This is a genomic window from Sutcliffiella horikoshii, assembly GCF_020524325.1.
Taxonomy (GTDB): domain Bacteria; phylum Bacillota; class Bacilli; order Bacillales; family Bacillaceae_I; genus Sutcliffiella_A; species Sutcliffiella_A horikoshii_D.
In genome coordinates this window covers 720,174-745,304 of sequence record NZ_JAIVKY010000007.1, presented here as the reverse complement: position 1 = coordinate 745,304, position 25,131 = coordinate 720,174, and the positions used below count along the sequence as shown (strand labels likewise).

General features: G+C 39.2%; 28 protein-coding genes and 1 pseudogene. 13 read left to right on the top strand and 16 right to left on the bottom strand.

Features of this window, described 5'->3' with window-relative positions; translation table 11 throughout:
• Positions 1–31: 31 nt before the first annotated feature.
• The 6 genes from LC091_RS12515 to LC091_RS12490 all read right to left on the bottom strand — a co-directional run bounded on the left by LC091_RS12515 (position 32) and on the right by LC091_RS12490 (position 6,188).
• On the bottom strand, positions 32–769 hold the full coding sequence (locus tag LC091_RS12515) for a LytR/AlgR family response regulator transcription factor (protein ID WP_226682362.1): 738 nt from the start codon (positions 767–769) through the stop codon (positions 32–34).
• Between the two features lie 28 nt (positions 770–797).
• Complete coding sequence (locus LC091_RS12510; RefSeq protein ID WP_226682361.1) at positions 798–2,459, bottom strand: sensor histidine kinase; 1,662 nt, start codon at positions 2,457–2,459, stop codon at positions 798–800.
• Positions 2,460–2,922: 463 nt separating this feature from the next.
• Positions 2,923–3,960 (bottom strand): alpha/beta fold hydrolase, encoded by a 1,038-nt coding sequence (locus LC091_RS12505; protein ID WP_226682360.1) that lies wholly within the window; start codon positions 3,958–3,960, stop codon positions 2,923–2,925.
• Positions 3,957–4,394 (bottom strand): hypothetical protein, encoded by a 438-nt coding sequence (locus LC091_RS12500; protein WP_226682359.1) that lies wholly within the window; start codon positions 4,392–4,394, stop codon positions 3,957–3,959. Before LC091_RS12500 ends, LC091_RS12505 begins: the two co-directional genes overlap by 4 nt.
• Positions 4,395–4,425: 31 nt before the next feature.
• A complete protein-coding gene (locus LC091_RS12495; protein ID WP_226682358.1) occupies positions 4,426–5,202 on the bottom strand; it encodes an SDR family oxidoreductase in 777 nt (258 codons plus the stop codon).
• Positions 5,203–5,990: 788 nt separating this feature from the next.
• Entirely contained in the window at positions 5,991–6,188 is a 198-nt protein-coding gene (locus LC091_RS12490) for a cold-shock protein (RefSeq protein WP_010196375.1), read from the bottom strand.
• A 475-nt stretch (positions 6,189–6,663) separates the two neighbouring features.
• Between LC091_RS12490 and LC091_RS12485 the strand changes: the two genes are divergently transcribed.
• Positions 6,664–7,824, top strand: a complete 1,161-nt coding sequence (locus LC091_RS12485) for a dicarboxylate/amino acid:cation symporter (RefSeq protein ID WP_226682357.1) — start codon at positions 6,664–6,666, stop codon at positions 7,822–7,824.
• 60 nt (positions 7,825–7,884) lie between these two features.
• Here the strand turns inward: LC091_RS12485 and LC091_RS12480 are convergent, their stop codons facing one another.
• The gene (locus LC091_RS12480) at positions 7,885–8,067 is read right to left on the bottom strand and encodes a hypothetical protein (protein ID WP_226682356.1); all 183 of its coding nucleotides are present in this window, start codon (positions 8,065–8,067) and stop codon (positions 7,885–7,887) included.
• 502 nt (positions 8,068–8,569) lie between these two features.
• Complete coding sequence (locus LC091_RS12475) at positions 8,570–8,755, bottom strand: H-type small acid-soluble spore protein (protein ID WP_226682355.1); 186 nt, start codon at positions 8,753–8,755, stop codon at positions 8,570–8,572.
• Between the two features lie 130 nt (positions 8,756–8,885).
• On the opposite strand from LC091_RS12475, the gene LC091_RS12470 reads away from it, so the two are divergent.
• Entirely contained in the window at positions 8,886–9,134 is a 249-nt protein-coding gene (locus LC091_RS12470) for an atypical membrane-integrating protein (Mistic protein) (protein ID WP_226682354.1), read from the top strand.
• Complete coding sequence (locus LC091_RS12465; protein WP_226682353.1) at positions 9,135–10,145, top strand: potassium channel family protein; 1,011 nt, start codon at positions 9,135–9,137, stop codon at positions 10,143–10,145.
• On the opposite strand, the gene LC091_RS12460 is transcribed toward LC091_RS12465, so the two are convergent.
• The 3 genes from LC091_RS12460 to LC091_RS12450 all read right to left on the bottom strand — a co-directional run bounded on the left by LC091_RS12460 (position 10,142) and on the right by LC091_RS12450 (position 12,632).
• Positions 10,142–10,549, bottom strand: coding sequence for a YugN-like family protein (locus tag LC091_RS12460; RefSeq protein WP_088019340.1), 408 nt, complete (start codon positions 10,547–10,549; stop codon positions 10,142–10,144). The genes LC091_RS12465 and LC091_RS12460 overlap by 4 nt on opposite strands.
• A 294-nt stretch (positions 10,550–10,843) precedes the next feature.
• Positions 10,844–12,193: a glucose-6-phosphate isomerase gene (locus LC091_RS12455; protein ID WP_226682352.1), complete on the bottom strand. Its 1,350-nt coding sequence runs from the start codon at positions 12,191–12,193 to the stop codon at positions 10,844–10,846.
• 190 nt (positions 12,194–12,383) lie between these two features.
• Positions 12,384–12,632: a hypothetical protein gene (locus tag LC091_RS12450; protein WP_226682351.1), complete on the bottom strand. Its 249-nt coding sequence runs from the start codon at positions 12,630–12,632 to the stop codon at positions 12,384–12,386.
• Between the two features lie 340 nt (positions 12,633–12,972).
• Between LC091_RS12450 and LC091_RS12445 the strand changes: the two genes are divergently transcribed.
• The 7 genes from LC091_RS12445 to mnhG are packed head-to-tail and all read left to right on the top strand — an operon-like array spanning position 12,973 to position 18,764.
• Complete coding sequence (locus LC091_RS12445) at positions 12,973–15,384, top strand: Na+/H+ antiporter subunit A (protein ID WP_226682350.1); 2,412 nt, start codon at positions 12,973–12,975, stop codon at positions 15,382–15,384.
• A complete protein-coding gene (locus tag LC091_RS12440) occupies positions 15,371–15,793 on the top strand; it encodes a Na(+)/H(+) antiporter subunit B (RefSeq protein ID WP_226682349.1) in 423 nt (140 codons plus the stop codon). Before LC091_RS12445 ends, LC091_RS12440 begins: the two co-directional genes overlap by 14 nt.
• Positions 15,793–16,134 (top strand): Na(+)/H(+) antiporter subunit C, encoded by a 342-nt coding sequence (locus LC091_RS12435; RefSeq protein ID WP_060665572.1) that lies wholly within the window; start codon positions 15,793–15,795, stop codon positions 16,132–16,134. The genes LC091_RS12440 and LC091_RS12435 overlap by 1 nt, the downstream gene beginning before the upstream one ends.
• Positions 16,127–17,608 (top strand): Na+/H+ antiporter subunit D, encoded by a 1,482-nt coding sequence (locus tag LC091_RS12430; protein ID WP_226682348.1) that lies wholly within the window; start codon positions 16,127–16,129, stop codon positions 17,606–17,608. Before LC091_RS12435 ends, LC091_RS12430 begins: the two co-directional genes overlap by 8 nt.
• A 6-nt stretch (positions 17,609–17,614) precedes the next feature.
• On the top strand, positions 17,615–18,091 hold the full coding sequence (locus tag LC091_RS12425) for a Na+/H+ antiporter subunit E (protein ID WP_226682347.1): 477 nt from the start codon (positions 17,615–17,617) through the stop codon (positions 18,089–18,091).
• A complete protein-coding gene (locus LC091_RS12420; protein ID WP_226682346.1) occupies positions 18,092–18,388 on the top strand; it encodes a Na(+)/H(+) antiporter subunit F1 in 297 nt (98 codons plus the stop codon).
• Entirely contained in the window at positions 18,372–18,764 is a 393-nt protein-coding gene (gene mnhG, locus LC091_RS12415; RefSeq protein WP_226682345.1) for a monovalent cation/H(+) antiporter subunit G, read from the top strand. The genes LC091_RS12420 and mnhG overlap by 17 nt, the downstream gene beginning before the upstream one ends.
• Before the next feature lie 50 nt (positions 18,765–18,814).
• Here the strand turns inward: mnhG and LC091_RS12410 are convergent, their stop codons facing one another.
• Complete coding sequence (locus tag LC091_RS12410) at positions 18,815–19,978, bottom strand: iron-containing alcohol dehydrogenase (protein ID WP_226682344.1); 1,164 nt, start codon at positions 19,976–19,978, stop codon at positions 18,815–18,817.
• Positions 19,979–20,161: 183 nt separating this feature from the next.
• Here LC091_RS12410 and LC091_RS12405 point away from each other — a divergent pair, with 183 nt between their 5' ends.
• Positions 20,162–20,395, top strand: a complete 234-nt coding sequence (locus LC091_RS12405; protein ID WP_010196416.1) for a DUF378 domain-containing protein — start codon at positions 20,162–20,164, stop codon at positions 20,393–20,395.
• A 494-nt stretch (positions 20,396–20,889) separates the two neighbouring features.
• On the opposite strand, the gene yugI is transcribed toward LC091_RS12405, so the two are convergent.
• Entirely contained in the window at positions 20,890–21,297 is a 408-nt protein-coding gene (gene yugI, locus LC091_RS12400) for a S1 domain-containing post-transcriptional regulator GSP13 (protein WP_010196422.1), read from the bottom strand.
• 287 nt (positions 21,298–21,584) lie between these two features.
• Between yugI and LC091_RS12395 the strand changes: the two are divergent.
• A pseudogene (locus tag LC091_RS12395) lies at positions 21,585–21,936 on the top strand (helix-turn-helix domain-containing protein).
• Between the two features lie 126 nt (positions 21,937–22,062).
• Here LC091_RS12395 and LC091_RS12390 read toward each other — a convergent pair.
• Both LC091_RS12390 and LC091_RS12385 read right to left on the bottom strand, forming a co-directional pair.
• Entirely contained in the window at positions 22,063–23,223 is a 1,161-nt protein-coding gene (locus LC091_RS12390) for an aminotransferase (RefSeq protein WP_226682343.1), read from the bottom strand.
• Positions 23,220–23,720, bottom strand: a complete 501-nt coding sequence (locus tag LC091_RS12385; protein WP_226682342.1) for an Lrp/AsnC family transcriptional regulator — start codon at positions 23,718–23,720, stop codon at positions 23,220–23,222. Before LC091_RS12385 ends, LC091_RS12390 begins: the two co-directional genes overlap by 4 nt.
• Before the next feature lie 165 nt (positions 23,721–23,885).
• On the opposite strand from LC091_RS12385, the gene LC091_RS12380 reads away from it, so the two are divergent.
• The gene (locus tag LC091_RS12380; RefSeq protein WP_226682341.1) at positions 23,886–24,725 is read left to right on the top strand and encodes an alpha/beta fold hydrolase; all 840 of its coding nucleotides are present in this window, start codon (positions 23,886–23,888) and stop codon (positions 24,723–24,725) included.
• 81 nt (positions 24,726–24,806) lie between these two features.
• On the opposite strand, the gene LC091_RS12375 is transcribed toward LC091_RS12380, so the two are convergent.
• Entirely contained in the window at positions 24,807–25,070 is a 264-nt protein-coding gene (locus tag LC091_RS12375; protein WP_226682340.1) for a DUF1871 family protein, read from the bottom strand.
• Positions 25,071–25,131: the final 61 nt, after the last annotated feature.

Below are 25,131 nucleotides of genomic sequence, written 5' to 3'. Positions count from 1 at the left end.
AAAGAAAACTCAAATCACAAAATACTTAAGATTAAGATTTCGTGATTTGAGCCAACAACTCTTGTACTTCATTTATTTTCAATTTGGATATGTGTGCATACTTCTCGTGATTAGTAAAGTAAGCAAAATACGTTTCATTTTTAGGTGTGATATGAGATAACATTCTTAGGTTAACAATATAGGATCGGTGTGTCCGGTAAAAATTTTGGTCCAATTGCTTATAGATATCGCTAATGTTTTCATAGGTTTCAATTGACTGATTGTTTGTATATATTATGCATTTCTTCCCTGATTTTTCAATAAATATAATATCCTCGAAAGGTATATAGTAGAAAGAACTATTGGAACGAACAGATAACCTTTTATTATGGTTTTTCTGATCCGTGTCTGCCATCTCAGAATGCAATTGGCCTTTTGCACGCTCCAAAGCTTTGTATAACCTGATTTTTTCAATCGGTTTTACAATATAGTCCACTGCAGAAATAGCAAATGCCTCCACAGCAAATTCATTATATCCTGTTACAAATATAAACTTTAAATCAGGAGAGAACTCAAGGCATTCTTTTATTGCATCTAAACCACTTTTCTTTGGCATATTTATGTCTGCAATCACAAGATCCACCTTGTTTTTCATCACACTATCAATCAATTTTTCCCCACTATTACAAATATCTACAATTCGAAACTCTTTCAGTTCTCCAATAAAAAATTCCAATATTTCAAGAGAATTCTGATTGTCATCAACAAGTACCACATTTATTGGTTTCAATCGAAGAAAACCCCTTTCTTTCGATGTATTATATCGGTACCTTAACCCAGAAGGTACTTCCTGTTCCTTCTATACTTGAAACGCCAACGGTACCTTTCATTTCTAGGACATTTTGTTTAACAAGAGTCAAGCCTATGCCTGTCCCTTCAACTCCTGGAATGATATGGTTTACCCTGTAGAATGGCTCAAAGATGTTATCATGGTGACTCTGGGGGATGCCAATCCCCGTATCTTTTACAAAAATAGCCAAGTACCTGCCATCCACCCTCCAATAGAGCGTGACAGTTCCATTCTTTTTATTGTATTTAATGGCATTATTTAATAGATTGACCATCACTTGTTGAAAACGTATGGGATCAATTTCAATCGTAATATCCTCTACATCTTTTTCAATGTAAAGAGATATCCCTTTTTCCTTAGCATTATTGCTCATCGAATGTAAGCTTTCCCATACAGCCTCTTTTATTCGAATTGATTTTACATTTGTTTTCATTGTTTCTGGATATGTATCAATACGAATTAGCTCTAAAATGTTGTTAATTAGTTGCAAAAGATGCCTGCTTGACGTGAGTATTTTGGCAAGTCTTGATTTCTGCTTGTCTGTGAGTGGATCTTTTTGATCACTTTCTAAAACTTGACTGTATCCTATAATAGAATTTAACGGCGTCCTCAACTCATGGCTGATCATTGCCAGGAAATTCGTTTTGGTTTTACTTTCTCTCTCTACTTCATTTTTCTCGATGATAAGCCGTAACTTTCTCTCATTTTCCTTCAAATGCAGATTTGCTACTTCTAATGTTTCTGTGTTTTGGGTCAACTCATCCACTTTTGTCATTCGATCCAGCACAATAGTTACTTGATGACAAATAGAATGAATTAAATCAAGTTCTTCTGATGTAAAAGTGGAACGTTTTTTGGAACCGAAGGAAATGGTGCCGACAAGTTCCCCAAACGATAATAAGGGTTCACAAACATATGCTTTGACGCCAAGTGGACGGATCAGATCTAATATATTATCCCCTCTGTCATCCACATGCTCGAAAACCATTCTTTCTTTACTATGTGCAACAGTACCACACACAGCTGATCCCTTTTCTATATACATACAGGTCTCCAACTCTTCTTTGCAAAGCCCATGATGGTTTGCTAACACTAGTCGATTCTGCTCCTTGTCCCAACTATAATTAATATAGATATCAAGGTCTAACACTTGTGAAAGTTTATGAAATAGAGAATCTAGCAGTTCTTTTGGATTTTTGATAGAGGTCAACATGGCCGCAGATTCATTTAGGACATTAAGCTTCGCTGTTTGCTTTAAAAGAGCTGCTTCCATCTCTTTCTGCTTATTAATATCAAGAAAAAGCATAGAAAAGTGATTTGAATCAATAGGGTAAATAACCACTTTAAACCACTGAATTGGATTTTCAGAAAGTTTCATTTCGTGTTGCACGGAAATGCCTTCTTGTATTACACTGTATGTATATTTAAGCAATATATTTGATGCATCTTTTTTTAAAAGGTCTGTGAGTAGTTTCCCCGTCACCGATTGATTCGTGTGTCCAAGTATATCCAGCGCTCCAGCATCAATGGAACTGACTGTGAGGTCAGAATGAAACAGGATAAATCCTTTAGATACATGAAGAGATTCACTTTCACGTTGTATTAAACTATTAACCCCGATTATTTCCAACCTCCTTTTTGCAAGGAATTAGCACATTAAAACTTGTACTATATGCATTATATCTTTTATAATCAATTATTTGAACCTAATGTTTCTTATATTCCATATGTATGCTTTGCTATTTTACAACTAAACACTATTGAACAACCACTCAAAACAACACTTTTCATGTAGCTTTTCCCCTCCATTCAAACCAAAATACCCTTATTTCACAAGCTTTTTTCTACTTTTTGATAAAAATAAAAAATGACATTACCCTTTATTGAAATAATGTTACCCTACGAAAACTTAACAATATTTACCGAGATTTACATACAAAAAAATAGAGAAGCAAAAGCCCCCCTACTGGTTGTCTTTAAGACCTATAAGAAATTGCATAAAAACGGTTGCTCCTATCCCCATATATTCTATATAAGGGTTCATTCCCCATTTCAGGTTCTCATGTAAGACATTCATATCCATCCCTCCCACTCTACAAGTCTGCTGGTTCTGACCTTACATGCAACCAGTTATCCAGATAGCTCGGCAGTCTTCCATTTTTAACAGAGGTACCTGTATGTCCGCCTGTTAATATGTGTGCTGTCTTATCGACACTTCCCACCTCATCCATCAATGGTAAAATGTAATCAAGCGGTACAAGTCGATCACCCTCTGTTCCTACCACAAGTAAATTCGCATTAATATTAGATAGCTTGACTGTTTGGCCATTTATTTCACTCTCATTTTTAATTAGCTTGTTGTCCTTTGTAAAATCCTGAATGATTTGCTTGGCTACACCACTTGTCAAAGGAATATGTCCTTTTGTCCAAGTATTAAACCGGTGCCATTTGTCTATATATGCTTTATTTTCCAGGTTTAATAGAAGAGATAAATATGGAGTAAAATAAATAGGTGATGTAATCATACGTATACCGGCTTCCACATGAGAGGCTGGAATAATTCCAGTCTTCTCCATATAACGAGAGCTGTCCACTTCACCTTCTCTTAAAGCTTTTACCCATTTATCAAAATAACTAGGAGTGCTGAAATCAACAGGCGTGACAAACAGGACTAGATTTTTTATCGGTTCCTTTGCTATAGACGCATACATAGCCGCGAGTGTACCCCCTAGACAATAGCCCAAGATGGTCATTTCTTTCGCACCGGAATGCTTGATTGCCTCTTTAACCCCATTTTCAATATACTTTTGTATAAAGTCATCTAGTTTCATGTCCCTGTCTTCTAGCCCCGGCTTTCCAAAATCAATCATATAAACATCAAAACCCTTTTTCACAAGCGCTTCAATAGTACTACCGCCAGATATCATGTCTAGGATGAATGGCTGATTAATCAGAGAATAGATGATAAAAATCGGCACATTATATTTTCTGACAGGTGCTTGGTAATACCAAAGGGTTGCTTTGTTTTTCCTCCAAATCGATTTTCTGGCCGTTACTCCATCCTTGAATGGTGTTTCATTATAATGGGTCATTTTCTTTTTCCATGCATCCAGTTTATAATCATTCATCATGAATCACTACCTTTAGGACGGACAATCTTTTCATCATGTCCAGGCAACGAAGATACAATTGCTTGACGGTCGGCCATGTCCTCCAAAATTATTTTCACCAAATTTTTTTCGTGGTTTTGTCCCGAGGAAGTAATTTCTCTCTGTAACTGACCTTCAAAACGATCAATTTTTTCTTCTATTTGAATAAGCAGCTTAGCAATATTAGCAACATCGTTTTTAGTAGGGAAGTTATATTTTAATGATAGCACTTCTACTTGTTCTCGCAGCTTGCGTAGCTTTTCAGCTTCAAATTCGCTTTCAAGCCCCGCCATACGAAATACCGACTCCTTGTTCAGACTAGACTTTATTGCGTCATTCCACGCGTTTTCTATTTTTATTGCTTTAACTTTTAATTTTTTGTTCCTTTCATCTTTATTATTGCCTGAATGCAACATTGATGGGTCACCCTTTCCTTCCAATTCAATCTCATATTAAGGAGGTCATTCCTCCATCTACCACTAAAATGTGTCCCACACAGTAATCGGATGCATGAGAGGACAAAAATACAGCCGCTCCCTTTAAATCATGTTCACCACCAAACCGCTTTGATGGTATCTGTTCTTTTAACATTGGGGCGGAGTGTTCTATTATTTTTTCGGTAATTTTAGTAGGAAACATTCCAGGTGCGATAGCATTTACTTGTATGTTATATGGAGCGAGTTTTACAGCAAGGTCTTTTGTAAACGTAATGACCCCTCCTTTGCTCGTATTATAAGCAATGGTATCCATTAGTTTGGGATCTGTCCCACCCATTCCAGAGACAGAAGCGATATTGATTATTTTTCCGTTACCTTGCTTCTGCATGACTCTTGCTGCTTTTTGACTAAATAAAAACAATCCCTTCAAATTCACATCCATTACTTTATCCCATTTATCAGCTGGTAAATCTAATGTTGGCGCCATCCAAGAGGTTCCACTGTTGTTTACAAGGATATCTAAGGTTCCAAAGTTCTTCACCGTTTCCTCAATGACATGTTTAATCTCTTCCTCTTTTGTTACATCACATGCATAAGCCAATGATTTTACACCTTTTTGTTTCAGTTCCTCGCTTACTTTTTGGCAAGATATTAGATCACGTGAACACACAACAACGTTCGCTCCTGCTTCAGCAAGAGCAATTGCCATTTGTGCCCCAAGCCCCTTTCCTCCTCCAGTCACTATCGCCGTTTTGTTCTTTAGATTGAACAATTCTTTTACTTCCATAATGTGTCCCCCTCTGTGCTTATAGTTTCCTTTTTCAGTCTAGTAACATTTAATAGATTCCATATAGTATAGTAGGAAAGCACTCAATATGTGTGTAAAATGATGAATTTGTGGAGGCGGAAAATACTATTACTGTTAGAGGTTAAAAAAATATCATCCCCTAAGACTTTTTTAGTTGCTTGGTTTAGCTCCGCTGTTGATTTCCACAAATGGCTTCGCTTTCCGCGGGACGGTGTTTGAGCCTCCTCGCTGCGCTGTGGGGTCTCAAACTACCGTTTCTCCCCCGCTGGAGTCTTCGCCCTTTGCTCCAATCAACAGCTATAGATTACGAGACCGAAACGTTAGTGCTTTTTCAGTTAACATGGTAAAACTCTTCATAAACCCTTAGGTAAATGAAGTCACTTGGTTGATTGGAGTGGAAGGCGCGCAGACGCCCGGGGGAGGTAGGTGAAGCCCCCACAAGCTACTCAGAGAAGCCAATGAAAAACTGAAATCTCATGTACTTAAATGATTTCTAGCTGGTGATTGGAGAAAAAGGCGGAGACTCCTGAGGGAGATAGCGCTAGGTGGAGACCCCGCAGGCGTAGCCGAGGAGGCTCCAGCAGCGCCCCTAGGAAAGCGAAGCCTTTTTCAGTGGCTTCGGCTCAGACGAGGAGGCTCACGGACCGCCCGCAGGCAAGCGAAGCGCCTGGAACGGAAATCAACCAGTTTTCCCTCTTTTTTTCGTTAAAAAAGCAAAAAAAAGACCCTCCAGATGGAGAGCCTTTTTTCTCAACTTTATGTCAAAATTACTTTTGAACGTTAGTTGCTTGAGGTCCACGAGCGCCTTGCTCGATTTCGAAAGTTACTGTTTGACCTTCTTCTAAAGATTTGAAACCTTCGCCTTGAATAGCGGAGAAGTGTACGAATACATCGTCTTGTCCGTCTACTTCGATGAAACCGAAACCTTTTTCAGCGTTGAACCATTTTACTTTACCTTCTAACATTATGTTTCCTCCTACAGTGGAACAATTCCACAATTGTATTACCATTCTTGCTCTGCATAATCTTTCAAGACGAAAAACATTGAAGTAAATTCCTTCTATCAGCCTTACCGAACAAAAACAATTAACTTAATCATAGAGGTTATGTATCAAAAAATCAAGTTTTATTTGGTTTTGCTAGTAACTTCCATTAGAAAAGTGTACTTTGTTACGGGTGAAGACATACAAGATTTGCTGCAACGATGGTGATTTTCTGTAGTAGTGTGCCCATTTATCAACTTTTTATAAACATAATAAACATAAATTTCTAAAAAAATTTCTATATTCTACTGCTTCCTGGTGTAAGTATGCGTTCATTGGAAAATACTTTTTCAAAAATAAACGATTTAGTACTTTCCTTTTTTATATTGTTTTTGTAAGATAGTACAATATTCAATAAGAATAGACAAATGTATTTTTAGGGAGGACAATAGACACCATGAGAAAATTCGGACTTTTACCTAGAATTATCCTTGCCATTATACTAGGTGTAACTGTTGGAAGTTTTGCACCTGAATGGTTCGTTAAAATATTTGTGACGTTTAACGAGATTTTTGGAAACTTTTTAGGATTTGCGATTCCATTAATCATTATTGCTTTTATTGCGCCTGGCATAGGAGAGATTGGAAAAGGGGCAGGGAAGTTTCTTGGTTTGACTGCTTCCATCGCCTATCTGTCTACTATTGCAGCAGGCGTCTTAGCCTATTTCGCTACAAGTACGTTGTATCCGACTATTTTAAAGAACGCTAGCCTAACGGGAGAGATGGAAAATCCGGAGGAAGCATTATTAAAACCTTTCTTAGAACTTGAAATTCCAGCACCCTTTCAAGTGATGACTGCACTGTTTATTGCATTTACACTTGGCCTTGGAATGTCAGCAATCAAAGGGGAAGCATTAAAGACCGCAATGATTGAGTTTAGAACCATTATTGAACTTGTTATTTCCAAAGTGATCATTCCGCTCTTACCTTTCCATATTCTTGGTATATTTGCAAACATGACTTACGGTGGACAAGTTCAAACGATTATCAATGTATTTGCAAAAGTATTTGTATTGATTATTTTATTACATGTGACCATGTTAATCATTCAATATTCCGTAAGCGGTGCTATGTCTAGAAAAAATCCATTTGCCATGCTTAAGTCTATGATGGCAGCCTATTTTACAGCTCTTGGAACTCAGTCTTCCGCTTCGACCATTCCAGTTACACTCGAGCGCACTAAGAAGATGGGGGTAAGAGAAAAGACAGCAGATTTTACCGTCCCGTTACTCGCAAACATCCATCTGTCAGGAAGTACGATAACGATTGTTTCGTGCGCGATGGCAATTATGTTTATCAATGGAATGGATTATTCCTTATTCATTGTACTTCCATTCATTATGATGCTTGGTGTTACGATGATCGCAGCACCTGGCGTGCCAGGCGGCGCTGTTATGGCTGCCATTGGGTTGTTACAGACCATGCTTGGATTTGATGCAACCATGGTATCTTTGATGATCGCTCTTTATCTTGCTCAAGATAGTTTTGGTACAGCATGTAATGTGACTGGTGATGGTGCCATTGCAAATGCCGTTGACAGGCTTACTGTTCCTAAATAACAAAGAAAAAGGTGGCGCCCATCTTCACTATGGCGCCATCTTTTTTGTGTAAGTAGTTTATTAAAGCGCACAAGCTACTCTATCATAGCCAAATTGTTCTAAGAATTCGTTATACGCTTCTATTTTACCAAGGATGATGTCGTGTTCTAATTCACCTGGAGTAGTTGCTTCCATCTCCTTGCAATACTCCTCAATCCTTGATTTCACATAAGAAATAATCGCTGTTTCATTAAAAGAAGTCATTTCCTATCACCTCACTAATTGATAGTAGATAAATACCCCTCTTCTAAATACAACAAACAAGAGCAAGCACATTCATTAATATAAACAAGTAGTTGTTGGGTAAAAGCCGCTGTTCCTTTCCGCAAATGACTTCGCTTTCCGCGGGACGGTGCTTGAGCCTCCTCGCAACGCTTCAGGGGTCTCAAGCTACCGTTACTCCCCCGCTGGAGTCTCCGCCATTTGCTCCAATCCACAGCTAGAAATTCGGTAAAAGAATAGCTATTGGTTTTGCAGTAACTCTATTAGAAATTTTTTACCTTAGGGTGAATGTAGCCACCATCTTGTTGATTGTAGTGGAAGGCGCGCAGACGCCCGCAGGAGGAAGGGACAGGTGAGACCCTGGAAGGCGAAGCAGAGGAGGTTCACGGACCGCCCGTAGGCAAGCGAAGCGCCTGGAACGGAAATCAACGGTATTATAAAGTTTCTAAACAAAAAAGAGACTCAAAATTGAGTCCCATTTTCATTATTCTCCTAATTCCACTAGGTCGGAAACAGCCACTTGTGTACGTTCTTCTCCCGGCCCGCGGAGATGAACTGTCGCAGTCTTTCCATCTTCACTTACTGAATCGATCCACACCTTTGTTCCTTCAAAGGTCACCTCTATTGTTGCGGAAGAGGATAGTATTTGTCTTGCACGTGTTTCATCCATTCTCGTCACTCCCTAATCCATTTCAATTATCACATGATTCAAGCTTATTCTTCCAAAAACAGGTCATTTTATCCCTTAGAAGTTTAAGTTTCGAGGTATTTTGTCAACAATGAGAGAAGAGGTGAATGAGATGAAGTTAAGGAAGGAAGAAAAAGAACAATTGAGTGATGCCATAGATCAGATGAATGAAAGTCTGGACAGGTTCATTGAATTTTATAATGAGTCAGAAGACGACAAACCTATCATTTCATTCAATGATGAGGTAATACAGTTGATTGAAGCTGGGAAACAAAAATACGGAGAAGAGGCATTAACACAAAAAATAAATTCCATTGTGAAAGAAGTGCTCTCTTTTATTTCCGCTGAGGATGAACGGTAGATGGATAGAATCAAGGAACAGACTTCCCTTATTTTCAGGTTTGTCCATTGGCCTTTAATAGCAAGGATACTAGTTATTATATTTGTCATAAATATTACTTTTGGATTTCTCATTCATTTCATTGAACCAGCTGAATTCCCCTCTATTTTCGATGGAATCTGGTGGGCAATTGTCACTACAGCCACTTTAGGTTATGGAGATTATGTTCCGGTTACTGTCACAGGAAGATCATTAGCTATTATTCTCATATTATTTGGTACAGGTTTCGTCACAACCTATTTTGTATCACTGGCTGCAAGCGCCATCGCAACACAAAATGATTACTTGGAGGGCAAAGTGGATTATCGAGGATCTGAACATATTATTGTTATTGGTTGGAATGAGCGGGTAAGAGAAACTTTACGGCAAATCAATTCTATGAGCAATAAACCATTATCTATCGTTTTAATTGATTCAACGCTTGAGAAAAACCCTCTACACAATCAAAACGTACATTTTATTAAAGGAAACCCCTGTAATGACCAAACATTGCTTTCGGCCAATGTAAAAAGGGCCGGTTTTGTTGTCATTTCAGCGGATCAAAGCAAGGATGAAATTCAAGCGGATATGAACTCTGTGTTAACGCTGCTGGCTGTAAAAGGGTTAAATCCAGATGTGTATACAATCGCGGAGATCTTGACGTCTACACAAGTAAAAAATGCTCTCCGTGCAGGGGCGGACGAAGTGATTCAAACAAATATGTTTACAAGTTATGTAATGACGAACAGCATGATGTCAAATGGAATGTCTAATACACTGTTAAGCATGTTAGATCAACTGAAAGGAAGCAAACTGAAGTACCTTGAAGTGGAGAGTGATATGGTAGGAACAACATTCGAAAAACTAAGCAACCAGATGCTCCAAAAGAAAATACTTATTATCGGAATAAAAAGAAGAGGCGACACAATGGTCAACCCTCCTCTTTACACGCTCATACAAGCTGATGACTCTCTGCTTGTCATTAAAGATTAATCTCTGCCAAGCACTGCTTCTAATTCATGTACTAGTGTATGACCAAGTTCAATAAACTCTTTTGGAAAAGTGGCATCTGGATCTTCCGGTTCTGAGAACTGGTCAAATGATGCCGTTCTGTTCCATACGTGTACGTTGTCATCTATTCCAATTTGGTATTTGTGTGAGAGCAAGAACGGTCTGCCAAGCTCCACTGTGGTTCCTTGTGAATCCAATTGACCGTCCACTGACTGAAATGGGACTCTCAAGAATTGATAGCCGACTTCATCATCTATTTTGTAGTCGAAATAGCCGTGGTCGTAGTCCCAGTTTCCTCCGATGGAATATCCGATTGCTTTTAGTTCTTGCTCTAATTTATACAGTTGAAACTCCGCACCTTCGATTTTTGAAGGAATAGGAATCATAGCAATCCCTCCTTTTTATAAGGGTAGTTTTCCCTGTGGAGGGGTTTTCATGCATATTGAAAAAAGGGATAGTTCCTTACAACCTGATGTTCGGTCGTAGGAACTATCCCTTTTTTAAATAGTTTGGAAAGACGCCGCTGTTGCTTTCCGCAAATGGCTTCGCTTTACTAGGGGCGCTGCTGGAGCCTCCTCGGCTTCGCCTGCGGGGTCTCCACCTAGCGCTATCTCCCTCAGGAGTCTTCGCCTTTTGCTCCAAGCAACAGCTATAGAGTTCATAATTCAATATATATTAGCTTATTTTAAGCGTTTTTCTAGTTCTGCTTTGACTTCTTCGAATCCTGGTTTGCCTAGTAGTGCGAACATGTTTACTTTGTATGCCTCTACTCCAGGCTGGTCAAATGGATTTACTCCAAGAAGATATCCGCTCATTGCGCATGCTTTTTCAAAGAAGTAAACAAGATAGCCGAATGTGTATGCGTCCATTGCTGGAATGTTAACCACAAGATTCGGTACTCCACCATCTGTATGAGCAAGTAGCGTTCCTTCGTATGCTTTCGTGTTAACAAAGTCAACTGTTTCTCCGGCAAGGTAGTTTAAGCCATCCAAATCAGCCGCTTCTTCTTCTACTGTCAACTCATGACGAGGAGTGTCCACTTTAATAATCGTTTCGAAAAGATCTCGACGCCCTTCTTGTACATATTGACCCATTGAATGAAGGTCTGTTGAGAAGTTGGCAGACGCTGGGAAAATACCTTTTTGGTCTTTCCCTTCACTCTCTCCGAATAATTGCTTCCACCATTCAGAGAAGTACTGAAGACCTGGTTCATAGTTGATCAGCATTTCAATTGTTTTTCCTTTATTGTAGAGGACATTACGAACAGCTGCATATTGATAAGCCGGGTTTTCTTCCAACTCTGACTTAGAGAAGTCACGGCTTGCATCTGCTGCACCTTTCATCATGGCTTCAATATCGGCTCCTGATACCGCAATCGGCAATAACCCTACTGCCGTAAGTACAGAATAGCGGCCTCCTACATCATCAGGAATGATAAAGGACTCATAACCTTCTTCAGTAGCTAATGTTTTAAGAGCTCCACGCGCTTTGTCTGTTGTAGCGTAGATACGCTTGCGAGCTTCTTCTTTTCCGTATTTTTCTTCTAAAATTTTGCGGAAGATACGGAAAGCCAATGCTGGTTCTGTTGTCGTACCAGATTTGGAAATCACGTTGATAGAGAAGTCTTTCCCTTCAATCAAGTCCATTAGATCTCTCATATAAGTAGAACTGATATTATTACCAACAAACACTACTTGAGGAGTTTTTCTTTGCTCTTTTGTTAATACGTTGTAGAAAGAATGATTTAGCATTTCCAGAGCTGCTCTGGCACCAAGGTATGATCCGCCGATACCTACTACTAACAAAATGTCTGAATCGTTTTTGATTTTCTCTGCACTTTTTACAATTCGTGCAAATTCTTCTTTGTCATAATCTGTAGGCAGGTCAATCCAACCAAGGTAATCATTACCAGCCCCTGTTTTTTCATGTAATGAATGATGGGCAACCTTTACCGCATCACGTAAGTATGTAATTTCATGTTCGCCAAAAAAAGATAAAGCCTTTTTATAATCAAAGCGAATATGTGTCATATATCATAACCTCCAAAAAACATATTTGCATGCCAATTTTCACTTTACATAATACTGTCCGATAATTCAAGGAATCCCCTGTCCTGTAAGCGGATACAATTAAAATATTTCATTTCCTCTTACTTACTCTCACAAGAAAACGGCTATACATAGTGTATAACCGCTCTCAATTTTTACTTTGTCTTCATGATTAAGTCGGTTCTACCTCGACTTCTTCCGTTTCCTTTTTCGCCACGACAATTCGGATGTATTCCCGTGGCTTAAATGGTTGGATGACATTCGAGCTTCCCTGTTGATTAGATCCAATAAGCACAATGGATGAATCTCCATTGTAATAATGGTCCACATAATCTCTTTTTTGCTCAACACTCAACCACCATGCACCAGCAAATAAAGTAGAAAATATGGATAGTGCAACAGCTGCTTTTCTTTTCACCATATCTACCACCACCTACGACTAGGATGGCTAAAAGATCGACATTTTATGCAATTGGAAAAAATTTTTTTCAGCCTTTTTTGACTAGTTTCTATCATATTTAATATGCAGGACAAAATCGGTCTATACTAACAAACAGTAAGGATGCAAGCGCTTATGATTTAGTATATAATTTGATTTAGTAATTTTTCTTTACAAATAATTATTCCTTTTAACATGCAACGAGGCAGATACCAAATAGATAGCGCGACACTATCTTAGTAAAAAATGGTATTTGACGTTGTTTTCTTATGTTTATAAGGGAATACTATTATTTATAGAAGAAACAGAGGAGGTTTGTGTCTTGTCACTGATTCATTTAGTGATTCTATCGCCTTTCTTGTTGGCGATTCTTGTGCCTTTTGCGCATAAGTATTTCAAAAGCATACATACTGGGTGGTTTGCGTTCGTATTGCCACTCGTTTTGTTCATTTACTTTCTCCAATTCTTAAGCACCACTATGAATGGGGAAACTTACACAAGCACTATGAAATGGATTCCTTCTATCGGGATAGATTTTGTTGTTTACCTGGATGGACTTGGATTACTCTTTGCCCTTTTAATAACAGGGATTGGTGCCTTGGTCGTTCTTTACTCCATTTATTATCTATCTAAAGAAAAAGAAGCGTTAAATACGTTTTATGTTTACCTACTCATGTTTATGGGTGCAATGCTAGGTGTCGTTCTTTCGGACAACCTACTTGTCATGTATTCCTTCTGGGAGTTGACTAGTATATCTTCCTTCCTGTTGATCAGTTACTGGTATCATCGCGAAAAATCACGCTATGGTGCACAGAAGTCCATGCTGATTACAGTGTTTGGTGGACTCGCAATGCTCGCTGGAATCATCCTCTTATATTTGATGACTGGATCGTTCAGCATTCGAGAAAACATCGCGAATGTGGATGTTATCACTAGTCACGAACTATTTGTACCGGCACTTCTTTTATTTTTGCTTGGTGCCTTCACTAAATCAGCTCAATTCCCATTTCATATTTGGTTGCCGGACGCTATGGAAGCACCGACACCTGTCAGTGCATATCTTCACTCCGCAACCATGGTAAAGGCGGGTATATATTTAGTAGCTCGTATGAGTCCTGTCTTCGCAGGTGCTCCGGAATGGTTCTGGCTTGTATCAGGATTCGGTATTGTCACATTGTTCTGGGGATCATTCTCTGCCGTTAAACAAACAGATTTGAAAGCAATATTGGCTTTCTCAACTGTCAGTCAACTGGGATTGATTATGTCCTTGCTGGGTATCGGGAGTGCAGCAGCACATTATGACTACATTGGGGAAAATGCTTATACGATTGCAACCCTTGCGGCGGTGTTCCATTTAATCAACCATGCAACCTTTAAAGGAAGCTTGTTCATGGTTGTGGGAATTGTCGATCACGAAACCGGAACTCGTGATATTCGAAAGCTTGGCGGGTTGATGAACTTAATGCCTATTACTTTTACTCTGGCGATCATCGGTACTTTTTCGATGGCTGGCTTGCCTCCTTTTAACGGATTCTTAAGTAAAGAGATGTTCTTTACCGGAATGTTGCAAGCAACTGAGATAGGCGCATGGAATATGGAAACGCTCGGTATGGTTTTCCCAGTGCTAGCCTGGATTGCAAGTGTATTCACATTTATTTATAGCATGGTTTTAGTGTTCAAAACCTTTACAGGGAAATACCAGCCAGAGAAGCTGGATAAAAAGCCGCATGAAGCACCAATTGGCATGCTTATTCCACCAATCATACTGGCTTCATTAGTTGTAATCTTCGGTTTCTTCCCAATGTTGTTAAAAGGGGTAATCGAACCTGCTCTATATTCTATTCTTCCATCAAATGTTTTGTCTGTGGAAGTGAAAATTTATCATTGGCACGGCTTTAATACTGAGTTATTTATGACGATTGGAGTAATTCTTGTAGGTGTTCTTCTCTATCTCACTGTTGCAAAATGGGGAAAAATCTACAACTGGTTCCCACAGAGGCTCACACTTAACAAATTGTATGATGGTGGATTAGTGGCATTGGATAGAGGTTCTTCTGCCTTTACCAAATCACACATGACAGGCTTTATCCGTGATTACCTTGTTATGATTTTTGGATTCATGATCATATTGCTTGGAGTCCTGCTATTTTCCACGGATGCATTCAACGTGAATCTGACTAATGTAGCACCAGCAGGAGTTTATGAAGTAATTCTAGCTCTTGTGATGGTCATTTCAGCGGTGACTATTCTATTTGTAAAATCAAGATTAGCAGCCATTATTGCACTTGGTGCAGTTGGTTATTCCATTTCCCTGTTCTTCGTATTGTTTAGGGCACCGGATTTGGCATTAACTCAACTTATTGTTGAAACTGTTTCGGTCGCGCTGTTCTTATTGTGTTTCTACCATCTACCAGAGCTATCAAAAAAGATGGACAGAATTCGCTTTAAAGTGACCAATTTCATCATTTCCATCGGTGTTGGTCTTGTTGTCATCTTTATCGGTCTTTCCGTTAACAGCTCAAAGCTCTTCGAATCAATTTCTAGTTATTTTGAAGCAGCTTCCTATAAAGAGGCTGGCGGAAAAAACATGGTAAACGTAATACTGGTTGACTTCCGTGGCTTTGATACTTTATTTGAAATTGCTGTACTTACCATAGCAGCTTTCGGCATTTACGCCATGATAAAGCTAAGACTTGCTGATAAGAAGGGAGGAGTTAAGGGTGAAAGTAAATGATTTGATTTTACAAACCACCACTACCCTTTTAACGTTTATCATTTTCATCTTCTCTGTCTACCTTTTCTTTGCCGGACACTACACTCCAGGCGGAGGATTTATTGGAGGATTGATGACATCTGCTGCATTGGTGTTGCTTTTACTTGCTTTTGATAAAAAAACGATACAAACAGCACTCCCATTTAACTATCTATCGATTGCAGCGGTGGGATTAATGATATCCATCATTACAGGGGTCATTGCTCTTTTCTTTGATGTGCCTTTTCTAACACATACCTTTGGATATGTAGAGTTACCCCTACTTGGGGAGACTGCATTAACTTCTACTTTACCTTTTGATTTGGGTGTTTATTTAGTAGTAGTAGGAGTTGCAATGACCATTATTCAAACGATTGGAGAGAGTGAATAATGGAGATTATTATGACAATTGTAGCGGGTGTGCTGATTGCCACCGCCACTTACCTAATGTTATCTAGAAGCATTCTTCGAATTATTATCGGAACAGCACTATTATCCCACGGAGCCCATTTATTGTTATTGACCATGGGAGGATTAAAAAGAGGGGCTGCACCTTTACTTGGCCAAGAAGCAGATGCTTATACCGACCCGTTACCACAAGCTTTAATCTTAACGGCAATCGTAATTGCATTTGGTGTCACTTCCTTTCTATTAGTTCTTGCCTATAGGGCTTATCAAGAACTAAAAACAGATGATATGGATCAATTAAGGGGAAATGAAAATCATGAATAACTTAGTTATATTACCGATACTGATCCCTTTAATCACAGCAACATTATTATTGCTGATACCTAAAAAGGTGAAGCTTCAAAAAGTGATCAGCGTCATTTCATTATCGGCTACAACCATTGCTGCAATGGTTCTTGTGCATACTGTATATCTTAATGGCATTCAAACATTGGAAATAGGAAATTGGAGACCACCCTTTGGCATCGTGCTCGTAGCAGACATGTTTGCATCACTCCTTGTACTAACAGGAGTGATTGTTAGTTTCACTTGCGTCCTCTTTTCCTTTCGTAACATCGGCAGTGGGAGAGAAAACTTCTTCTTCTATGCATTTACACAATTTTTAATCACAGGGGTTATGGGAGCATTTCTTACAGGCGACCTGTTCAACCTGTTCGTTTTCTTCGAGGTTATGCTAATGTCCTCCTATGCATTGATAGTACTTGGAGGAACTAGAATTCAGCTTAGAGAGTCTATCAAGTACCTATTAGTTAACATTATTTCCTCTGCTTTATTCGTCATAGCATTAGCGTATTTGTACGGATTGGTAGGAACACTGAATATGGCAGATGTCTCGAGTAAGATTGCACAATCCGGTCAAACGGACATTGTGACAGTAGTGGCTATTCTTTTCTTAATCGTATTTGGATTAAAAGGTGGAATTTTTCCATTATACTTTTGGTTGCCTGGTTCCTATCAAGCGCCACCATACGCTATTACGGCCCTTTTCGGAGCTTTGTTAACAAAAGTCGGTGTGTATTCCATCTATCGAATCTTTACTTTAATTTTCTATCACGAGCAGCAAATCACTCATCAAATTATTGCTGTTTTGGCCATTATCACCATTCTTATTGGTGCTATCGGAGCAATCGCATACTGGGACGTTAAGAAGATATTGATTTATAACATTGTTACAGCAGTTGGTGTGATTATTTACGGAGTCCCCATTGCTACAGAAACAGGTTATGCAGGTGGGATTTATTATCTTGTTCATGATATGGTCATAAAAGGGGCTTTGTTTTTATTAGCAGGAGCGATGTTTACCATTACTGGAACTGATAATATTAAGAAAATGGGTGGTTTGATTAAACGTCATCCCCTATTAGGATGGATGTTCTTTACAGCATGCCTTGCGCTTGCCGGAATTCCTCCTCTAAGCGGGTTCGTTGGAAAAATCCTTCTAGCTCAAGGCGGTTTAGGACAGGAACATTATTTATTCGTAGGAGTCATGCTTTTCAGTAGTTTGCTGGTATTGTATTCTGTTATGAAAATTTTCATGAACTGTTTCTTTAGGGAAGAAGTATTAAGTCCAAAAGAAGAAAAAGGTACAACCAAGGGCCTTGTCTATCCATCAGTCATTTTAATCGCGCTCTCTGCTTTCCTTGGTCTAGGAGCGGAATTCGTATATCCATACGTTTTTGAGGCGGCAGAAACATTGATGGATCCATCCATCTATATCCAAGCAGTTTTAAAGGAGTAGTTTCGCATGGCTTTTCAAATTTTAATAAATGTTGTAATTGCATTCAGTTGGATGTTTCTTAAAAACCAATGGGCCTTCCCGGACTTCATCATTGGATACTTCTGGGGTCTTGTTATCTTATTTTTAATGAGAAGGTTTCTTCCCGGAAGGTTTTATTTTGAACGAGTGCTAGCAGCCGGAAGACTATTTTTCCTGTTTCTACGAGAACTCGTTCTTGCAAACGTACAAGTAATTCGTGATATCTTGCGACCTAAGCTAAAAATTGAACCTGGGATCTTCGCAATGCCAACAGAGTTAAAAAGTGATTGGGAAATAACCTTGCTTTCCCTATTAATTACTTTAACTCCAGGTACATTGGTAATGGATATATCTGATGACAACAAGATTCTTTATATCCATGCCATGAATATTCCAGATACAGATCAGGCAGTAGCAGAAATAAAAAACACCTTTGAAAAAGCTATCATGGAGGTGACCCGTTAAATGGTAGGAAGTACATTTGATTTACTGCTATCCATCAGTTTGATAATCATTTCCATCGCTACTTTAGGACTGGTATATCGGGTCATCAAAGGTCCTTCCGTACCGGACCGTGTAATGGCATTGGATTCTATTGGGATCAACCTAATTGCCATCACAGCTATCACCTCTATCATGTTAAGAACAGATGCCTTTTTAGAAGTAATACTATTAATTGGGGTCATTGCTTTTGTAGGTACCGTCGCGTTTTCTAAATTCCTTCAAAAAGGAGAGATAATTGAGTATGACAGAGACAATTAACATATTTATTGGCATTGTCGTACTGCTAGGCTCTCTTCTTAGCTTGGTAACGACCATTGGCTTGATAAGACTACCGGATGTATATACCCGCAGTCATGCAGCCTCTAAGAGCGCCACACTTGGTGTCTTGTTGATTCTAGTTGGTGCTTTACTATATTTCTGGTTTGCAGATAATTACTTTAGTGCACGATTGGTACTTGGAATTGTGTTTGTCTTTATTACAGCCCCTGTTGCAGGTCATCTCATATCAAGAGCAGCCTACTTTACAGACGTTCCTCTTTGGGAGAAGACAGTTCAGGATGATTTAAAGACAAAAGAACACCCTAAAACCAAAAAGGAAGTAGAAAAAAGACAAAAGGTCCATACTGAAGCATAAAACAAAAAAACTGGCAGACAACCGTATCAGGTTCTGCCAGTTTTTTTATTTTATAGTGATGCTTTCAAAATAGAAGTGACATCGTCATGTGAAAGTGATTTGAAGTTTCCTACTGTTCCTTGTGACATCACATGTTCAGCCATTTTATTGATATTTTTATCATCAATGTCATAATCAGCTAAACGTGTAGGAGCGCCAAGGCTTGACCAGAATTCACGAAGTCTGCGAATACCCTCTAAAGCAATTTCTTGGTCTGTTGAGCCACTGTCTTGCACGCCAAACACCCTAACAGCCAATTGTTTAAATCGGCCTAGGTTAGCATCCATGACATGCTCCATCCAATTAGGGAATAGGATAGCCAATCCACCTGCATGCGGAATATCATAGATGGCAGAAACAGCATGCTCAATGCCATGTGTAGCCCAATCGCCACGATAACCCATCTGCAGCATACCATTAAGCGCAATGGTTCCATTGTAAAGAATCGTTTCGCGGTGCTCATAACTCTCCAGATTATCTAAAAGCTTCGGAGCTGTTTCCATTACAGTAGTTAGAACCGCTTCACACATACGATCTTGAAGCGGTGTGTTGGTTGTCTGATGGAAGTACTGCTCTAATACATGTGACATCATATCCACAATACCGTATACAGTGTGATCTTTTGGCACAGTAAAGGTATTCACAGGGTCTAGAATGGAGAACTTAGGAAACGTCACAGGACTGCCCCATCCGTATTTTTCATTCGTTTCCCAATTTGTGATAACAGATCCTGCATTCATTTCAGAGCCTGTTGCAGCAAGCGTCAATACTGTTCCAAACGGCAATGCTTCTGTTGCAATTTGTTTTTTAAGTACAATATCCCAAACGTCTCCATCATATTTGGCACCTGCAGCGATTGCTTTCGTACAATCAATTACACTTCCTCCACCAACTGCCAAAAGAAAGTCAATTTGATTTTCTTTGCAAAGCTCGACACCTTTTCTAACTGTGGATAATCTCGGGTTAGGTTCCACCCCAGCTAGCTCCGTTACCTTTGCACCTGCTTTATTTAAAGTATTGATTACATCATCATAAAGACCACTTCTCTTAATACTTCCTCCTCCATAAACAAGAAGAACGTTCTTACCGTAAGCTCCAATTTCCTGTGGCAACGTTTCTAGTTGCCCTTTCCCGAATATTAGCTTTGTTGGATTATAAAAAGTAAAATTATCCATTACTATTACCTCCCTTTTGCCATGATTATGGATCATTTTTTCCTTGCTTGCAAAGAATTAGCTTCAAGGATACAACTATCCACTTTTATGATGCTTCCTCAAAAAAAATTTATAAATGAATAATTTCTGTTCAGTTACAAAATATATGGAGGAAAGCACTTATATTCTCAAGGAGGGAATGTTATGAGTACTATTCAACGTATCGCACTAGTACTGACTATTGTCGGAGCTATTAACTGGGGATTGATTGGGTTCTTCCAGTTCGATCTTGTAGCAGCTATTTTTGGCGGTCAAAGCGCAGCCTTGTCCCGTATCATATACGGTCTAGTTGGAATTGCTGGACTCATCAACCTAGGACTTCTTTTCGTCCCATCAGAACAGCACGAAAGAGAAATCGAACCAAGAACAACTCGATAAACCACAAAAAACCGCCTCTTCTGTGGCGGTTTTCATTTTTTATATGATGTAAGTACCTCGGGTATTGGTTAAACATCGCTGTTCCTTTCCGCAAATGGCTTCGCTTTCCGCGGGACGGTGCTTGAGCCTCCTCGGCTTTTCGCCTGCGGGGTCTCAACCTACCGTTACTCCCCCGCTGGTGTCTCCGCCATTTGCTCCAATCCACAGCTAGAAATTAAGAGAAAACGAAGTGTTAGTGCTTTTACAGATAACTCAGTTTGATGAATTCTCACTATCACTTAAGTAAATGAAGTCGCCTTGTTGATTGTAGTGGAAGGCGCGCAGACGCCCGCGGGAGGGAGGGACAGGTGAGACCCCGGAAGGCGAAGCCTGAGGAGGCTCACGGACCGCCCGCAGGCAAGCGAAGCGCCTGGAACGGAAATTAACGGGTTTATAGATTTTTAATAATATAAAAAAGACACCCCTCACAGGATGTCTCTCGCACTTAATCAAGATTACTTCTTGATTAGGTCGTTACGGTTGGATTGCTCAATCCACTCTTCTAATTTGTCTTTAAGCGTGTTGAAGCCGCCAGGAGCTGCTTCTGTGTGGTTTTTCACTACAGTAGCTTGACGTTTCTTAGGTTTTCTTGGAGCAGCTGCTGGTGCTTCAGCAGGAGCTTCTTGAGTAGCTTTGATGGACAAGCTGATTTTGTTGGACTTTTCGTCAACAGAAAGAACTTTTACTTGAACCTCATCGCCCATTTTTAAATGTTCGTTTACATCTTTCACATAACCGTGCGTAATTTCAGAAATATGAACAAGACCTTGAGTTTCTTCGTCCAGCGCAACGAACGCTCCGTAAGGTTGAATACCTGTTACTTTACCAGTTAATACACTTCCAATTTCGAATTTATCAGACATGAAAACACTCCTAAATAATTTAATTTTTATACACATTGAACGCAATAAAAGATTATACCACAAATCCGATATTTAATCAAAAATACTTTTTTGCTTACTTGGAGTCCTTTTTATTATTTGTGCATTTTGTCACTAATATCCTTGAATGAAGAAAATAACCGTATGTTCATGAATTATTTTAAATAAAATAAACTTATCAAGAAAGAGTAAAAATATGTTCAAACTTTATCTAGATTAATCATGGTATGATAAAAGTAAGAAATTGCTTACATTGGAGGTAATCGGGAATGAGAAATATTGGGGAAAACATCCGCTTTTATCGAGAACGTGCAAAAATGACCGCTGCTGAGCTTGCCTTGAAAATCCGAGTTGGAACCGGCACCATTGAAAAATATGAAGCAGGACAACAAACTCCGGACATGCAGACCATTTTAAAAATTTCAACGGTTTTAGATGTACCTGCTTCCGAACTATTAGAGTCCTTTACTTCCAAGAATTCTACAGGAACTGGAGGAATTGATAAAAGAAGTAGGGATTAAAAGAGCCAAGTTAATTCTTAGAAAAGCTAAAGATTATACAGATGAAGACTTCTTACATGTAATGCAAATATTGTACGAAAAAAAATATAGCACTCAATAAAGAATTTTCTAAAAATCAGGTTTTAAAAATAAATTTCATGGGAATACTTATACCATCAAGGCTTTCTAGTATTCCCCCTTTTGTTAGGACCTAATCCAAGCGCTGGATTTGGTCCCTTTTTTTGTCCTAGAGAAATTGTTTCACAAAACGCTCCATCCTTTTTATTGCTTCCTGTAACTGTTCCAAAGAGGAAGCGTAAGAACATCTTACATACCCTTCTCCACTTTCCCCGAATACATTACCAGGTACGACCGCTACCTTTTCCTCTAACAATAATCTCTCTGCAAATTCTTGTGAGCTAAGTCCAGTTCCTTTTACAGAAGGAAAAGCATAAAACGCTCCACCAGGGTTATGACAGTGCAGCCCCACCTCGTTAAGGGAAGCCACAAAATAATTCCGTCTTCTGCGATAGCTTTTTTTCATTGCCTCGATATCTTGTCGACCATTTTTTAAGGCTTCAATCGCACCATACTGTGCCATGGTTGAAGCGCACATCATAGCATACTGATGTATTTTCAACATTGCTTCTATAATGTCTGTCGGGCCGGCTACAAAGCCCAATCGCCACCCTGTCATGGCAAAGCCTTTTGAAAAACCAGAAATCAAGATCGTTCTTTCCTTCATACCAGGAAGAGTGGCAAAGCTGGTATACTTTTCGTCAAAGCTGAGTTCTGCATAAATTTCATCCGATAAAACCAGCAAATCATGCTTTTCTACAAGACGACTCACTCGGATTAGTTCGTCTTTTGTAAGCATGGTACCTGTAGGGTTGTTTGGAAAACACAGAAGTATTGCCTTTGTCCTGTCGGTAATTGCACTTTCCAAAACATCAAAGTTTATGCTGAATCCTCTCTCCGCATCTGCTCCCACTTTAACAGCAGTACCACCAACCAGTTCAATAAGCGGAGCATAGGAAACGAAACAAGGTTCAATGACAATCACTTCATCTCCTGGGTCAACAATCGCACGGATAGAGAGATCCAACGCCTGACTTGCCCCCACGGTGACGATCACGTCGCTTTCAGGTCTATACTCTACTTCGAATTGTTCGACCAAGTAACGGCTGATTTCTTTTCTTAATTCCAGCAATCCTGCATTTGCAGTATATGACGTATGACCATTATGTAAAGAAGTAATGCAAGCTTCCCTAACACCCCATGATGTGACGAAGTCCGGTTCGCCAACCCCTAAGGAGATAACACCTTCCATATTCGCAGCCAAATCGAAGAAACGACGAATTCCAGAAGGCTGAAGTTTTTGTACATGTTTTGCTACTCTGTTTTTCATGGGGACACCACAATTCGGCGATCATCTTCTCCCTGATCAAAGATGGTACCATCATGTTTATATTTTTTTAAGATAAAATGGGTGGTCGTCGAGATGACCGAGTCCAGGGTGGAAAGCTTTTCAGAAACGAAATTTGCCACCTGTGAAAGGGATCTCCCTTCTATTACAACAGATAAGTCATACGCCCCCGACATTAAATACACAGACTTCACTTCAGGGAACCGATATATATTTTTAGCTATCTCATCAAAACCTACCTCACGCTTTGGTGTCACTTTCACGTCAATCATCGCGGTCACACCTTCAAAGTTGTCAACCTTACGCCAATCAATTACCGCCCCATATTCAACGATGATTCGCTGATCTTCCAACCTCTGCAGCATATTTTCTGTTTCAGTTTCCGTGAGTTCCACCATTTTGGAAAGTACATCTATATTCATTCTTCCGTTTTCTTCAATTATTTGGAGCAAGTCCAATTCTTTTTCCGTTAATTTCATACGCTCATCCCATCTCCTTCAACTAAACATTGACTCATTATAGCAAATATTCCGCCTTAATGTATTACGATTATTTTACAGAACACATTCAAAAAAATACACAGGTTTGAAATAGCAAAGAGAGGTTAAAATACCTATAACTATTCAAACGCAGGAGGGAAAGAGATGCACACCAATCAATTTACAGCCAATATTGCAGGAATCAATGTGTTTTATGAATTTCACCATGACTCTAACTCTCCCTTTATCAATAAACCGACACTTGTTCTTATCCATGGATTTCTTTCTTCCTCTTTCAGTTTTCGCCGTTTGATTCCATTGTTGACGAAAGAATATACTGTTCTTGCGATAGATTTGCCCCCATTTGGCAAAAGTGAGAAATCAAAAAAATTTGTTTATTCTTATGAAAATATGGCGAAAGTGGTGATTTCCCTTCTTGAAAAACTAGGGATTAACCGTACAGTTTTAATTGGGCATTCAATGGGTGGACAGATATCCTTAAACATCAGCAATCAGAAACCTGAACTCGTTGAAAAGGTGGTCCTGCTGTGTAGCTCAGGCTACTTAAAAAGAATGCGACGCTCTGTCATCTACTCTTCGCGAATCCCATATTTCTATATCTGGTTGAAGTATTGGCTGGCGAGACAAGGGCCGATCAAAAATTTATTGAACGTGGTATATGATCATTCTTTAATTGATGACGAGATGATCGCTGGTTATACGGAGCCTTTTTATGACGATCAAATTTTTGTGGCCTTGACTAGAATGATTCGCGACCGGGAAGGCGATCTTGCTGCGGAGATATTAAGAAAGATTGAAACACCAAGCCTGTTGATTTGGGGGGAAGAGGACAAAGTTGTTCCTTTAGAGGTTGGAAAAAGACTTAATAGAGACTTGCCAAATTCCCGGTTGATCACCTACAAAAAAACCGGTCACCTTCTTCCGGAAGAAAAGCCGCAAGATGTGCATGATAACATTCTCGACTTTTTGCAAACTTCACCATAAACAAAAGAGAAAAGCTCTAATTGGCTTTTCTCCTTTTTATGTGGAAGCTTACTTTCATGACAATTTGGATTCCAAGCCTTATTATAAAGAACAAGAATCCTCTTCATTTTTTATTACCATTAGCTCTTTCGCCTTGTCCACACATTGAGACAAGGGAATGAATTGTTCAAAAGAGAATTCATAAATATCTTGAATTTTTTTGGCCAATTGATTTATATCATCAAGTTCATGCACTGCTTGGACTACATCCACACACTCTGTATCATAGGCATCCACACCATATCCAAGCGGATCCCATTGCAATAGGTTTTCCATCAATCTAACATTTACAGTGGCTTTTATCACAATACTTTCACCTTACTTTCAAGAACATTTACTGCATATTATACCTTGTTTTTAACAAATT